The 13824-nt window shown below is 72.5% G+C and carries 10 protein-coding genes; 2 read left to right on the forward strand and 8 right to left on the reverse strand.

Features of this window, described 5'->3' with window-relative positions:
• Positions 1 to 171 precede the first annotated feature (171 nt).
• Together ACGFNH_RS25920 and ACGFNH_RS25925 are read right to left on the reverse strand one after the other, a co-directional pair.
• Positions 172 to 1857 carry a DUF885 domain-containing protein gene (locus ACGFNH_RS25920; RefSeq protein ID WP_393657595.1) on the reverse strand — a complete coding sequence of 562 codons (1686 nt, stop codon included), beginning with the start codon at positions 1855 to 1857 and terminating at the stop codon, positions 172 to 174.
• A gap of 150 nt (positions 1858 to 2007) precedes the next feature.
• The gene (locus ACGFNH_RS25925) at positions 2008 to 2490 is read right to left on the reverse strand and encodes an Lrp/AsnC family transcriptional regulator (protein ID WP_393657597.1); all 483 of its coding nucleotides are present in this window, start codon (positions 2488 to 2490) and stop codon (positions 2008 to 2010) included.
• Between the two features lie 59 nt (positions 2491 to 2549).
• On the opposite strand from ACGFNH_RS25925, the gene ACGFNH_RS25930 reads away from it, so the two are divergent.
• Entirely contained in the window at positions 2550 to 3878 is a 1329-nt protein-coding gene (locus ACGFNH_RS25930) for a trans-sulfuration enzyme family protein (protein WP_393657599.1), read from the forward strand.
• Here the strand turns inward: ACGFNH_RS25930 and ACGFNH_RS25935 are convergent.
• The 6 genes from ACGFNH_RS25935 to ACGFNH_RS25960 form a co-directional block, all read right to left on the reverse strand.
• Complete coding sequence (locus ACGFNH_RS25935) at positions 3781 to 5217, reverse strand: GNAT family N-acetyltransferase (protein ID WP_393657601.1); 1437 nt, start codon at positions 5215 to 5217, stop codon at positions 3781 to 3783. The genes ACGFNH_RS25930 and ACGFNH_RS25935 overlap by 98 nt on opposite strands.
• A gap of 500 nt (positions 5218 to 5717) precedes the next feature.
• Entirely contained in the window at positions 5718 to 7325 is a 1608-nt protein-coding gene (locus ACGFNH_RS25940; RefSeq protein ID WP_393657603.1) for an alkaline phosphatase D family protein, read from the reverse strand.
• Positions 7326 to 7765: 440 nt separating this feature from the next.
• Positions 7766 to 8140, reverse strand: a complete 375-nt coding sequence (locus ACGFNH_RS25945) for a hypothetical protein (RefSeq protein ID WP_393657605.1) — start codon at positions 8138 to 8140, stop codon at positions 7766 to 7768.
• Positions 8141 to 8261: 121 nt separating this feature from the next.
• On the reverse strand, positions 8262 to 8699 hold the full coding sequence (locus ACGFNH_RS25950) for a roadblock/LC7 domain-containing protein (RefSeq protein WP_393657607.1): 438 nt from the start codon (positions 8697 to 8699) through the stop codon (positions 8262 to 8264).
• Positions 8700 to 8736: 37 nt separating this feature from the next.
• The gene (locus tag ACGFNH_RS25955) at positions 8737 to 9501 is read right to left on the reverse strand and encodes a transcriptional regulator (RefSeq protein WP_393657609.1); all 765 of its coding nucleotides are present in this window, start codon (positions 9499 to 9501) and stop codon (positions 8737 to 8739) included.
• Positions 9498 to 9899 (reverse strand): hypothetical protein, encoded by a 402-nt coding sequence (locus ACGFNH_RS25960; protein ID WP_393657610.1) that lies wholly within the window; start codon positions 9897 to 9899, stop codon positions 9498 to 9500. The genes ACGFNH_RS25955 and ACGFNH_RS25960 overlap by 4 nt, the downstream gene beginning before the upstream one ends.
• Positions 9900 to 10518: 619 nt before the next feature.
• On the opposite strand from ACGFNH_RS25960, the gene ACGFNH_RS25965 reads away from it, so the two are divergent.
• Entirely contained in the window at positions 10519 to 13641 is a 3123-nt protein-coding gene (locus tag ACGFNH_RS25965) for a BTAD domain-containing putative transcriptional regulator (RefSeq protein ID WP_393657612.1), read from the forward strand.
• Positions 13642 to 13824 lie beyond the last annotated feature (183 nt).

A 13824-nucleotide genomic window follows, 5' to 3' on the forward strand; every position in this document is an offset into this window, starting at 1 on the left:
ATCCCTCCGCCCCCGCCCCCCCCACCCCCTCTCATACGCCCCTCCCCCACCCCCCCCCCCCCCCGCCCGCCCCCCCCCCCCCGGGGGGCGGGGGGGGGGGGGGCCCCGCCCCCCCCCCCCCGCCCCCCACGACTGTCCGGCCCCGAGGCGCCGGGAGCGGAACTCGGCGCATCAGAGCCGGGAAAGCTCCTCCACCAGGTCGTCCAGGCCCAGCGAGCCCAGCGACAGCGCCGCCATGTGCCACGTCTTCAGGTCGAAGGAGTCGCCGTGCGCCGCACGCGCCGCCTCCCGCCCCTTCAACCAGGCGCGCTCGCCCAGTTTGTAGCCGATGGCCTGCCCCGGCATGCCCAGGTAGCGGATCAGCTCGCTGTCGACGAAGTCGTCCGGCCGGCCGCTGTGCATTCCGAAGAACTCCCGCGCCAGCTCGGGCGTCCAGCGCTCACCCGGGTGGTACGGCGAGTCCGCGGGGATCTCCAGTTCCAGGTGCATGCCGATGTCGACGATCACCCGCGTCGAGCGCATCATCTGCGCGTCGAGGTAGCCGAGCCGCCGTTCCGCGTCGGTGAGGAAGCCCAGTTCGTCCATGAGCCGCTCCGCGTAAAGGGCCCAGCCCTCGGCGTTCGCGCTCACCCCGCCGACGGTCGCCTGGTAGCGCGACAGGCGCTCGGCCACGTGCACCCACTGCGCGAGCTGCAGATGGTGTCCGGGCACGCCCTCGTGATACCAGGTCGAGACCAGGTCGTAGACCGGGAAGCGGGTCTCACCCATCGTCGGCAGCCAGGTGATGCCCGGCCGGGAGAAGTCCACGGTCGGCGCCGTGTAATACGGAGCCGCCGCGCCGCCCGGCGGGGCGATGCGCGACTCCACCCTCCTGACGCGCTCGGCGAGTTCGAAGTGCGTGCCGTCCAGCGACTCGATCGCCTCGTCCATCAGCCCCTGCAGCCAGACCCGCACCTCCTCGACGCCCTCGATGTGCTTGCCGTGCTCGTCCAGGTGCTTGATGGCCTCCCAGGGGGTGGCCGCGCCGGGGAGGATCTTCTCGGCCTCCGTGCGCATCTCCGCCATCAGCCGGTGGTACTCCGACCACCCGTAGGCGTATGCCTCGTCCAGGTCCAGGTCCGTGCCGTTCCAGAAGCGGGACCAGCGGGCGTAGCGCTCGCGGCCCACGACGTCCGGGGCGCCCTGGACGGCCGGGGCGTACGTGTCGTGCAGCCAGGTGCGCAGATCCTCGAACGCGGCGGTCGCGACGGCCGCCGCCGTGTCGAGTTCGGTCCGCAGCTCCTTCGGCCCGGTCGAGGTGAACTCCGCGAACCAGCTACGGTCCTTGCCCACCCACTCGTCCAACTGGCCGATGAAAGTCTCGACTTGGCGCGGTCCGGCGGGCAGCTTCCGCTCCAGGCCTTCGGCCAGCGCGGTGCGGTAGCCCTCCAGGGCGGCGGGGATGGCGCGCAGCCGCTCGGCGACGGCGGCCCAGTGCTCCGTCGTCTCCGTCGGCGTCACCGTGAGGACCGTACGGATCGAGTGCACGGGGGAGTGGATGTTGCTCACGGCCCGCAGGCCCTCATGGGCCTCGTGCACGGCGAGTTCCGCGGTGAGCCGCTCGCGCAGCAGCCGGGCGCAGCGCCGCTCGGCGTCGCTGTCGCCGCCCGGTCCGGCCTCCGCCTCGGTCAGCCGGTCCAGTGTCGTACGCGCCAGAGCGGCAAGGGCCTCCTGGCCGGCTGGGGAGAAGTCCGGAAGCCGGGTCGAACTCTCGGCGTCGCCCAGGTAGGTGCCGGTGATCGGGTCGAGGTCGATGAGCGCGTCCACATATGCGTCGGCGACCTGGCGGGGCAGCGGGCTGCTGATGTTGTCGGACATGGGTTCATCCTCGTACGTGACCGGGCGTCGCGTCACCACCACCTGCCGCGTTGCGGTTTCGCCCGACGCGCAAACCCCAGGGGTCCGCCGCGCGAAAGCAGTGACGCGTCCGTCTTGAGGACGCTGCTACGGGTCTGTCGCTGGACGCCGTTACGTGTCCGGCCCCGGTGGCAGCAGCGGCCCGCACTCCCACTGCTGGAAGATGAGCCGCGTCTCGACACGGGCGACCTCCCGCCGCGAGGTGAACTCGTCGAGCACCAGGCGCTGCAGATCGGCGGTGTCGGTCACCGCGACATGGACCAGATAGTCGTCCGGGCCGGTGAGATGGAACAGCGCCCGCGACTCCGCCAGCCCACGGATCCGCTCCACGAACGGGCCGATGAGCTCACGGCGGTGCGGCCGCACCTGCACCAGCAGCAGGGCTTCCAGGCCACGCCCCAGCTTCGCCGGGTCCAGGCGCAGCTCGTGGCCGAGGATCACCCCGGCGCGCCGCAGACGTGCCACCCGGTCCAGACAGGTCGAGGGAGCGACTCCGACTTCTGCCGCGAGGTCGCGGTACGTGGTCCGGGCGTCGTTCTGCAGAAGCCGCAGAATCTGCAGATCGACCGGATCCAGAGGTACGGAATCGGCCATGGGCCGAACATAACACGGGCCATTCCCGCTGAGACCCGTCGAGTGTTCAGCATCGACCCATGGACACGACAGCCATCGAGCCCACCCACTCGCTCGCCACCGAGGCCGTGCACGCCGGACGCGAAGACCTCGCCGATCTGGGCCTGCACGCTCCGCCCCTGGACCTGTCCACCACCTACCCCTCGCGCGACAGCAGGGCGGAGGCCGAACGCATCGACGCGTTCGCTGCGACCGGCGCCCGCCTCGACGGGCCGCCCGTCTACGCACGGCTCGACAACCCGACGACGGCCCGCTTCGAGACGGCCCTCGCCCGTCTCGAGGGCACCGAGAGCGCGGTCGCCTTCGCCAGCGGAATGGCCGCCCTGACCGCCTGCCTGCTCGCGCGGTCGGCCATGGGCCTGCGCCATGTCGTCGCCGTCCGTCCGCTCTACGGCTGCAGCGACCATCTGCTCACCGCCGGAGTGCTCGGTACCGAGGTCACCTGGGTGGACCCGGGTGGAGGCGCCCCCGACGTAGTCAGGGGGAGGGTGGCCGACGCGATCCGCCCCGACACCGGGCTGGTCATGGTCGAGTCCCCGGCCAATCCGACACTCGCCGAGCTCGATCTGCGGGCCATCGCCGATGGCTGCGGCGAAGTACCGCTGCTGGCCGACAACACCTTCGCCACACCCGTACTCCAGCGCCCCGCCGAACAGGGTGCGCGCATCGTGCTGCACAGCGCGACGAAGTACCTGGGCGGGCACGGCGACGTGCTCGGCGGAATCGTCGCCTGCGACGAGGCGTTCGCCCGGCAGCTCCGGCAGGTGCGGTTCGCCACCGGCGGCGTCCTGCACCCGCTCGCCGGCTACATGCTGCTCCGCGGTCTGTCCACGCTGCCCGTCCGCGTACGGGCCCAGTCCGAGTCCGCCGCGCGCCTCGCCGAGCGGCTGGCGGACGACCCGCGGATCGCCCGCGTCCACTACCCGAAGCTGGGCGGCGCGATGGTCGCCTTCGAGGTGCACGGGGACCCGCACGAGGTGATCGCCGGAGTGCGGCTGATCACCCCGGCGGTCAGCCTCGGCAGTGTCGACTCACTCATCCAGCACCCCGCTTCCATCAGCCACCGCATCGTGGACGAGGGCGACCGCCACTCGTCCGGGGTGAGCGACCGGCTGCTCCGGATGTCGGTGGGTCTTGAGGACGTCGAGGATCTGTGGCGCGATCTCGACGGCGCGCTCGGCGCCCCGCCCGCTCTCCGCGAGGACGGGGAGGGCGCCGAGGCCGGGGTGGGAGGCGCGTTGCCGACCGGGGCTACGCCGCCCCGTACGACCCCTGCTCTTCCCTCTTCTGTTCCCTCGGGCCATGCGGCCCATGGGTCACGACGGGTGTCGGCGCCAGCCGGGCGGTGACGACGAGGGTGCCCTCCTCGACCTGGTAGTCCAGCGGCAGGCCGAGGCCGCGCATGGCGGCGACCATCCCGGTGTTCGACGCCTGGGTGACGGCGTACACGCTGTCGCAGCCCGCCTCCACGGCCATCGCGACGAGGCGGCGCAGCAGTTCCGCGCCGATACCGCGGCGCTGCCAGTCGTCCTCGACGAGCAGCGCCACCTCGGTCTCGTCGCCGTCCCAGAGCAGGTGCCCGAGGGCGACGAGCCGGCCGGAGGGAGTCTGCACGGCGAGCGTACGGCCGTAGCGGGGGCTGAGCAGGTGGCCGAGGTAGCGGTCGGCGTCGTGGACCGGGCCGTGGTAGCGCAGGCCGAGGGTGTGTGCGGAGCAGCGCTCGTGCATCGCGCGGGCGGCGTCGAGGTCGTCGGTGTCGGCCCGCCGTACGGTGATCTCGTTGCCCTCGGGGAGGGTGAACACGTCTCGGCTGCCCGGCACCCGCGGCCCGAGCCGGGAGTCCAGCTCCACCAGGGCGCGGGCGCGCGCGAACTCGGTCGGGGTGAACGGCAGATACGGCCGCTCGACCGTGATGACCCCGCCGGAAGGGTCGGGTAGCCGGATCACGGTGTCCTCCAGGACGCCTTCCTCCGGGACCGACTCGGCCAGGGGCCGTCCGCCGAGGGAGGTCGCGGGGAGCGAGTGGATCGTGCAGCGGCCGAGCAACTGCCGCAGGGCCAGGGGGAGTTCGGCTGCATCGAGGGCGGTCCGGGTGGCGAGGTTCAGCACCCGGGTCGGGGTGTCGACCAGATCGTGGGCGTCGGCGCGCTCGACCCAGGTGCCGCGGCCGCCGGCGGCGGCGATGGTCCTGCTCAGATCGGCGGCCGTCAGCGCGGCCGGGGCGCGCAGCAGGAATTCGTCGACCGTGCCGTCGGAGAGCGGGTGGGTCTGCAGGGTCAGGATGTCGACCCGGCTGCGCGCGAGCACCGTGCACAACCCGGCGAGGCTGCCGGGCACGTCCCGGACGGTGGTGCGGAGGCGCCACAGCGTCGTCCCGTTCGCGTCCTGGCCCGCGGTCGCGGAGCGGGCCGGTGCCGGCGAGGGAGCGGCGCCGTGGCCGGTATGGCTGGTATCGGGGGTGGGGCCCGGCGGTGCGTCGTGCCTGTGGCGCCGTGCCCACCATGTGTGGAAGCCCGCCGTGGCGGCCATGACGGCGGCCGAGACGCCGAGGAGCACAGGCCCGTCCGGACCGTGGACGATCGTGTTGGCGGCCGCGTCGGCGACCGCCACGGCCGTGAAGAGGGCCGCGAGTTCAACGAGGTCCCGCCGCCAGTGGTGCGGGCGGCGGGCGTGTTTCGACGAGGACATGTGAGTCATGGGATTCACCCTCCCTGACAGGTGTTGCGTGATCACAAACGCTTTGTGACCGATGAGTTAAGGGAGACTATGATCATCTTCGGTCTGTTTTCGACCATTTAACGGAGGGCCCGGACCGGCGCCCTCGCGGGGGTCTCCCGGTGGCGCTGCCCGAGCTGCGCGCGGACGCGCGCGCGGCCGACACCGCGGCCGCCTCGGTGGAGCGGAGCCGCGGGCCCGGCTCGGCAGCCGGGACGATTCCGTACGGCCGTCACCGTCGCAAGACGGGTAAATCAGCCGCATCCCTCCGTGCCCGCCGGGGCCCGGAGCACACCTCAACAACCCAGCCCACGGGCCTGTTTCGGCCAGACGGAGAGCAGCGTGGAGAGGCGGCCGGACCCCTTCTCGTACGGTCCGGCCGCCGCGGCTCGCGGTAGTGCGTGCGGTCGGGGGCCGCTCACACGGCGGTCACCTCCCGGCGTGCGTATCTGCGGCAGAGCCGGTCCCCGTCCTCAACTCCCGACACGTCCGGGCTGGAGCACCCGGGTGAACAGCACCGCGCCTCCCTCCTCGCGCAGCCGGACCGTGAGCTCGCCGCTCTCCCCGTCGATGTCCACCTCGCCGTAGAACTGGTAGCCCTCGGCGGGGGAGACGTTCGCCCTCGGCGGGGCCTTCATGAAGACCCGCTCGGGGCCGAACGTGGAGTCCAGTGCGGTCGCCGGGAACGCACCGGCGTTCAGCGGCCCCGACACGAACTCCCAGAACGGCGCGAAGTCGCCGAACGCCGCACGCGCGGGGTCGTAGTGCTGCGCCGACGTGTAGTGGACATCGGCCGTCAGCCACACCGTGCCGGTGATCCGGCGGTGCTTGATGTGCCGCAGCAGTTCGGCGATCTGCAGCTCACGGCCCAGCGGCGCGCCCGGATCGGCGTTCGCCACCGCCTCGAAGTCCGTTGCGCCGTCGGGCACGACGAGCCCCAGCGGCATGTCCGAGGCGATCACCTTCCACACCGCCCGCGATCGCGCAAGCTCGCGCTTCAGCCACGCGAGCTGCTCGCGGCCGAGGATGCCCCGGTCGTCCTCCGGCTGCCCGTTCGGGGAGTTCCGGTTCCGGTACGTCCGCATGTCCAGCACGAAGACGTCCAGCAGCGGGCCGTGCCGCACCACCCGGTGCACCCGGCCCTCGGTGCGGCCGGGGCGAAGCGTCGGCACCGGGAAATATTCGGAGAACGCCCGCTTGGCCCGCGCCGCCAGGACGTCCACCGACTTCTCCGTGTAGCGGGCGTCGTCCAGGATTTCCCCGGGATACCAGTTGTTGAGGACCTCGTGGTCGTCCCACTGCACGATGGCGGGGACCTGGGCGTTGAACCGCCTCAGGTTCTGATCCAGCAGGTTGTAGCGGAAATTGCCCCGGAACTCGGCGAGCGTCTCGGCGACCTTCGCCTTCTCCTCCGTGGTGACGTTCCGCCACAAACGCCCGTCCGGCAGCGTCACGCTCCCGGTCAGCGGCCCGTCGGCGTAGATCGTGTCCCCGCTGAAGAGAAAGAAGTCCGGGTCCCTGCGCCGCATCTCCTCGAAGACGGGATAGCCCCCGCGGTCGGGGTTGATGCCCCACCCCTGCCCGGCGAGGTCGCCCGACCACACGAACCGTACGCCCTGGCGCCGCCGCGTCGGGGCCGTACGGAACGTGCCGTGGACCGGCTCGCTCGTGCGCCGCGGGTCGTCCGGGTCGGCGAGCAGCACGCGGTAGTGCACCTGCTCTCCCGGGGGCAGACCACGCAGCGCGGCCGTTCCGGTGAAGTCGGTGCCGGGGCCGATCAGCGGCCCGTAGGTCCGCCGCGCCGTGCGGAACGCCTCCGTGGCCGAGGTCTCCACGATCATCCGGGCCGGGCGGTCCGACCGGACCCATACCAGCGCCGACGAGGTGGTCACATCCCCGACCTGCACGCCCCACCGGGCCGCGGGCCGTCCCGACCGTGTCTGCGCGACGGCCGGCCCGGACGCCGACAGCACCGCCGGGACCGTCAGCCCGGCCGACGGGACCGCGAGCCCCGCCGACGCCAACGCCCCGCCCCGCAGTACGGACCGCCGTCCGATGCCGCTCCCGGACTCCTGCTCCATGCCGTGCCTCCCGTGTCTCGCGCGAACGGTTCTCTGCGTCAAGTGCCGCTCGGGCCGCCCCCGTTGTCGGTGGCGGCCTCCCGTTGCTACCGGTGCCGGATGCCGCGCACCAAAACTCTCAGTGAACAACGGCCCGTGGCTTCGCAGAAGACCCCGCGCGGCTCCGCCCGCGGAGCCCGCGGGCACGGCACACACCCGTACGGCTCCGTGTCGGCGGATCCCGCGGGCATGGGCACACACTCGCACCGAGGATCGACACAGGCGGGGACTCGTAGGCGGTCGATCACCCGATCGCCCCATGCGCTCAGCCCCCGGACCCCCATCGGCCCACGGCCACTGACGGGGGATCAGCCACCGCTTCCGCGCGGCCGGGAGGCGCGCCCGGGTCCGCGGCGCCCGATGCGGGGAACACTCGGTTCCCCGCGGGCGCCCGTCCGCCTTCAGACCTCCAGGCTGCCTTCTATCGTCTTCAACTGGTGGCGCGCCATGGCCAGGTTGGCCCGGGTCTTGTCGAGGGCCAGGTAGATGAAGAGCCCGGCACCGCCGCGCCCCTTGAGCAGCCGGATGAGGTGGTACTGGCCGCCGAGGGTGATGAGGATGTCCTCGATGGAGTCCTTGATGTTGAGGAGCTCCATGGCGCGCACCTTGGCGCGGACCACGTCGGTGTTGCCCGCGGCGGCCACGGTGAGGTCGAGTTCCTTGCCGCCGCCGACGGTGCCGAGCGCCATGCCGCTGCCGTAGTCGACGAGCGCGACGCCGATGGTGCCCTCGATGCTGGTCATCGCTTCCTTGAGGGCGGCTTCAATGTTGGCCATGATCGTGGTGCTTCCTTCCAGTGGGTGGATCGTCCGCGCGGTTCCGGGCACGTCGAGCCCGGCCCACGCCGTTGCGGAGGGGCTTGTTGAGGGTCGGATTCAGTGGGGCTTCATTACGAGGTCAGGTGGTCTCCCGCCGTTCGAGTGCGCCGGCGACGACATCGCCGATACGGGCGCTGGACCGGCGGGCTTCCAGGTGGAGCCGGCCCACGTTGGCGCGCGGCCCTGCCAGGACGGTGAGGACCGCTCCGGTGCCCGCGGCGTATGTGGCGACGTAGCCCTGCTCACCCCGGATCACCAGCTCGCGGAAGTCCCCGCGGCCGGTGGCGTCGGTGAGGCGCAGGGCGACTCCGAGGGCTGCCGCGGTGAGGGCGGCGGTGCCTTCGGCCTCCGCCTCCGAACCGGTGCTCTCGGCGAGGACGAGACCGTCGACGCTGGCCGCGAGGGCTCCGGTGAGATGGGGGACGCGGGCGAGCAAACCCTTGAGCTCGTCCAGGACTTCGGGGCTGGAGGCCATCATCTGTCTTCTCCCGGCGCGTTGTTTCATCACGCGCCTCATGAGGGTGCGGCCGGGGCCAGATGGACGGACGGGGGGATCACAGACGAGCCTCCAGAGCATCACGGATCCGGCGCAGCAGTGCGGTGTCGGGGTCGGCGGATATGTCGGACACCCAGGTGGGAACCGGGGGTTGTTCGGGCGCGGTCCCTGTGCGGGGCGTCTCGATGTGGCCGGCGGCGGCCAGTCGCCGGACGTCGATGAGGGTGTGGAAGGCCGGCCGGCCCAGGAGCCTGGCGATATCGGCGGGGGTGCGCATGCCGTCCGCGCGGTCCAGCAGGGCGCGCTGGCGGGGTACGAGGGCCGGGATGTGCGCGGCCGGACGCCGTACGACCGGTGCGGTGTCGACCTCCGGACGGGGCCACAGGCTCTCCAGGAGATCCCGGCGGCGCTGGGTCTCCCGCGCGACGGCATCGACGGGGACGGGTACGACGGGGCCGAGCCAGTGCGCGGCGCCGCGGCGGAAGCGCGCGGGGCCGGTAGCGCCAGCCAGCGCGAAGAACGCGGCGTCGAAGAGTGCGCCCCGGTGGCATATCTCCAGCTCGCCGCAGGAGACTTGACCGCTCTCGACGAGGTAGCGGCCGACCTGGCCGCGGGCGCCGGCACGGTCGACGGCGTCCTGCCAGCCCGCGGCGGGAAGCCGGCCGCCGGTGGTGAGGAGGACGTCTATGCCAGGAGCCACGGGGCTCTCCGCGTGCACGATCTCGCCGTCGATGAGGTAGAGCGTGCCGGTGTCGCGAAGGAGGGCACCGGTCGCGCGCTCGGAGGCGAGACGGGCGAGGGTGGGAAAGGCCACGCCGCTCACCCGAGCACCAGCCGTTCGGCGAGACCGGCGAGCCCGATCCGGGCGAGGGCCAGATTGCCCTCCTCGCGGTCGAGCCACACATGGATGAACACGCTGGAGTCGAAGGTGGTCTCGACGAAGCGCAGCAGGTGGTATCCGGACCGGGTGGTGACGATGACGTCCTCGACAGGGGTGCTTCTTCCGCCGGCCTGGCCCCCGTCGCTCGCGGGGGCGAAGGTGGGCTGATCGGTGGCCACGCGGGCGAGTTCGGCCGTCTCGGCGACGCTGGCCTCGTGGTCGCCGTTGGGGGAGTCCCCGATCGTGCCGAGCGCGAGCCCGCTCGTGCAGTCGGCCACGGCGGCGCCGCGTGCCCCCGGCAGGGCCATGGCCTTGAGCAGGCATTCCTCGATTCCGGGCACGACAAAGACTCCCCTCCCGGCACGTGCGGTGTGGCCCGCCGACGGGGCAGCGGGTGACGAACACGTTACCGAACGTGCTGAGTCCGCAAAGCAGTTCGGGCATTTTTCCGTGGAACATGCCGATCGAGGTTGCCCGGTGGGGGTGCAGGCTGCGTAAATGGGTAATTTCACGCCGAGTTGCGGGGGTTCCCTGGCCAACTCCCCCTGGCCCGGCGTCCGATGAGGGTTGGGTCCGTGGCCCGGCTTGTGGATCTTCCTGGATGCGTCCGTCCGTGGACCGCCGCCACGGTGTCCTCCTTCGGCACCGACGTGCCCACCCACGTACCCGCTACCCCCACGTACCCGCTTCCCCCGCGAGCCCGTACGCCCGCGAGCCCGTACGCCCGCGAGCCCGTACGCCCGTGAGCCGCACCGCAGTGCCCGTGCGGCGGGTGCGGGCGTGCGGGCCGCCCCGCCGGGGCGCGCGGACCGGGCCGCGAACCGTCCGACGGTTCGTTCGGGCGTGACGGGGGAGTGCAAGGCCACTAGCGTGGCCGCGTATGCGCCGGTTCCCGGCACTCTCGGGACGACCTGGGAAATTGCCTGGGAGGGCGCGCCACCATGGTGTATACGAGGCGGAATGAAGGCGCATTTCGGAGTCCTGGGCACCTTGGACGTCCAACATGACGGTCAGTCGTTGCTCGTGCAGAGCCGCCGGCAGCGGGCGATCCTGGCGCGCCTTCTACTGAGCCCGGGGCAGATCGTCACGCCGGACGTCCTCATCGCCTGCGCCTGGGACGAGGAGATCATCCCGGATCATCCGCATTCCGCTCTGCAGAACCACATATCCCGCCTCCGGAAGACCCTCGGTCCTCTGCGCTGCTCCCTGGCCACATCGAGCGCCGGTTACGCTCTGCGTGCAGACGGCGACGAGGTCGACTCCCTGAAGTTCGAGCGGCTGGTCGCCGAGGCGCGACGCGCCCGGGCCACCGACGTACCCGCGGCCCTGGGCGGTTTCGAGCAGGCTCAGGCGCTGTGGCGGGGCCCGGCGTTCGCCGAGTTCGCGGAGAGCTTCGCCCGCCCCCAGGCGATCATGCTCGAGCAGATGCGGGTCACCGCCGCCGAGCAACGGATCGGCCTGCTGCTGGGCACCGGCGCCTACAGCCGGGCCACGGAGGAGGCCGAATCGGTCATCGCCGCACACCCGCTGCGCGAGAGCGCCTACGCGTTGCGCATGCGGGCGCTGGCTCTCGCCGATCAGGTCAGCGACGCGCTGGCCGCCTACCAGCACCTGCGCCGGCAGCTCGCGGAGGAGTACGGGACCGAGCCGTCGGCCGGTGTCCGCCACCTGTACGTGCAGCTGCTGCGCGGCGAGATCGCGCCCGTTCCCGAGCCCCCGACCCGCCCGCCCACCCTGTCCTCGACGTGCGCCCCGAATCCGCACTCCGCTGCGGACCCCACTCGTACGACCGCCGCGCCCCCTGCGTCGGCCCCGGCGTCTGCGCCTGCTCCGACTGCTGCGGACTCGCCTCACCCGCCGGCCCCGTCCCACCCCGTCGCGGCCGTGCCGACATCGCTCAGCACCTTCGTGGGCCGCCAGGACGAGATCCAGCGCGTCCTCGACGTCCTCTCCCACCGGCGCGTGGTGACCCTCGTCGGGCCGGGCGGTGTCGGGAAGACCCGCCTCGCCATGGAGACCGCGCCGCGACTCGCGGAGGACAGCGCGCTCCGGTGGGTTGAACTCTCCTCGGTCCGCGACCCCGAGCTCGTTCCCCACGCCTGTCTGGACGCCCTGGGCGTACCGGACCCGCCCACCGGCACAGCGCTCGACGCCCTGACGATCGTCCTGCGCCGGCGCGATCTGACGCTCATCCTCGACAACTGCGAGCACGTCGTCGACGGTGTCGCCGAGACGATCACGCGGATCGCCCAGTCCTGCCCCGGAGTGCGGTTCCTGGCGACGAGCCGCGAGCGCCTGGCCGTCGACGGTGAACAGGTCATCGCGATCCCGCCCCTGTCCCTCTCGTCCGACGACGGCAGTTCGGAAGCCGTACGCCTGCTGGTCGACCGGATGTCCGCCGCGGGATTCGAGGTCGATCTGCGCGATCCGGCCACCTGGGATCGCGCCCATCTCCTCGGCCGCCGCATGGACGGCCTGCCGCTCGCCATCGAACTGGCCGCCGCGACGGCCGCCTCGCTCGGGCTCGAAGCCGTCGTCCACGGGGTCAACCCGCTCGGTATGACCGGGGGAACCCGCACCGCCCACCCGCGCCACCAGGACCTCCGCGAACTCCTGATGTGGTCCTACGACCTGCTCACCGGCGAGGAGAAGGCCCTCCTGCGCCGGCTCGCCGCCTTCCCCGGGTGGTTCTCCGTGGGATGGGCGGAAGAGGTGTGCACGGGCGGCGACCTGCCGCGCGACCGCGTGGCCCCCACCCTCGCTTCCCTGGTGGCCAAGTCCCTCGTGGTGCGGCGGCCGCTCCCGCTGGAGGGCGGGCGCAGGCACCGCCTCCTGGCCACCGTGGCCGGCTTCGCCGAGGAGCGCTGCGACGCCGCCGGGGAGCTCGACCGGTTCCGCCGCGCGCACGCCCGGCACACGGTGAGCTGGGCCGTCCAGGCGGCCGGGATGATCGCCGGCGGCCGCGAGGAAGAGCAGTCGATCGCCCTGCTCAGCGCCGGTGCGAGCGATCTCCGAGCCACCCAGCACTGGGCCTTGCGCCACGACCGTCCGCTGGCGCTCGAACTCTCGTCCGCCCTCATGCGGTACGGCTTCATCCGCGCCGATTACGAGATCCTCGGCTGGGCCGAGAAGGCGCTGGAGCAGACGGGTGCGGACGAACCGCCGCTCCACCCCCACATCTACGGCTCGGCCGCCCTCGCCGCCCTGGGCCGCGGCGAGCTGGAACTCGCCGAGCAGCGCGCTCAGGAGGCCATCCGCGTCGCCGGCTCCGAGCGCTCCGCCCTGCCCGGCCTGACGATCCTCGCGCACTGCCTGCTCTTCACCGAGCGCCCGGCCAAGTCGGTGGAGATCTGCGAGAAGATGTGGCCGACGGTGCGCTCCGGCGGAGGCGGGGACTCCGTGAACGAGGTGGAGGTGGCCGGCATCGCCGCCATCTGCCTCAGCTACGCCGGGGACAGGGCCGCCGCCGAGGAGTGGATCGAATGCTGCCGGCGGTGCCGGGACCGGAGTTCCTCGGCCCTGGTGGCGGCCTACGCGGCGTACTTCACCGGTGAGGCGGTGATGCCCCACGATCCGGACCGGGCCCTCGCCGAACTGCGCAGGAGCTACGACATCGCTTCCAGGATCGGAGCCACGTTCGTCGCCGGCGTCGCGAAGACGAGCTTCGCGACCCTCCGGGCCCGTCACGCCCCGACGGCCGCGAGCTTCGTCTTCTACGGCCACACCCTGCGGCACTGGCACGACCACGGCAACCGGACCCAGCTGTGGGTCACGATCCGCAACCTCATCCCGCTGCTGTCGGGCCGCGGCGAGGACGAGCGGGCGGTCGCCGTCCACGCGGCGATGACCTCCTCCACCGCCGCACCAAGGGTCTACGGGCCCGAACTCGCGGCGATCGAGCGGTCGGTGGAGGAGTCCCGGCGACGACTGGGCCCGTCCGGCGCCGAGGACGTGCGCTCCTGCTGGCGGGGTGCCGACCTCACGGCCGTCTTCGATCTGGCCGTGGAGTCCACCCATGTGCTGGCCCGGTCCGCCGGGGACGGGCAGGGCGCGTCGGCACGGAGCCAGGACGGCGGCGGGTAGCCACCGGGCCGGCTGTGGAGCCGCGGTCTGTTGAGCCGAAACCCGCGGAGCCGGGGGCTGCCGGGCCCGTAGCGGCTCGAACCCGGGCCGGTGGCGCGACCGGTCCGCACCGCCTGTACGCTGCGCCGACGCTCCGTACGCACCCGGGCCGGACGAGAACCGAAACCGGAGCCGCCGCCGTAT

It is taken from the genome of Streptomyces sp. NPDC048639, assembly GCF_043199075.1.
Taxonomy (GTDB): domain Bacteria; phylum Actinomycetota; class Actinomycetes; order Streptomycetales; family Streptomycetaceae; genus Streptomyces.

Coding starts and splice junctions, on each gene's coding strand:
- ACGFNH_RS25920 (WP_393657595.1), bottom strand. CDS start 1,857: ATGTCCGACAACATCAGCAGCCCGCTGCCCCGCCAGGTCGCCGACGCA.
- ACGFNH_RS25925 (WP_393657597.1), bottom strand. CDS start 2,490: ATGGCCGATTCCGTACCTCTGGATCCGGTCGATCTGCAGATTCTGCGG.
- ACGFNH_RS25930 (WP_393657599.1), top strand. CDS start 2,550: ATGGACACGACAGCCATCGAGCCCACCCACTCGCTCGCCACCGAGGCC.
- ACGFNH_RS25935 (WP_393657601.1), bottom strand. CDS start 5,217: ATGTCCTCGTCGAAACACGCCCGCCGCCCGCACCACTGGCGGCGGGAC.
- ACGFNH_RS25940 (WP_393657603.1), bottom strand. CDS start 7,325: ATGGAGCAGGAGTCCGGGAGCGGCATCGGACGGCGGTCCGTACTGCGG.
- ACGFNH_RS25945 (WP_393657605.1), bottom strand. CDS start 8,140: ATGGCCAACATTGAAGCCGCCCTCAAGGAAGCGATGACCAGCATCGAG.
- ACGFNH_RS25950 (WP_393657607.1), bottom strand. CDS start 8,699: ATGAGGCGCGTGATGAAACAACGCGCCGGGAGAAGACAGATGATGGCC.
- ACGFNH_RS25965 (WP_393657612.1), top strand. CDS start 10,519: ATGAAGGCGCATTTCGGAGTCCTGGGCACCTTGGACGTCCAACATGAC.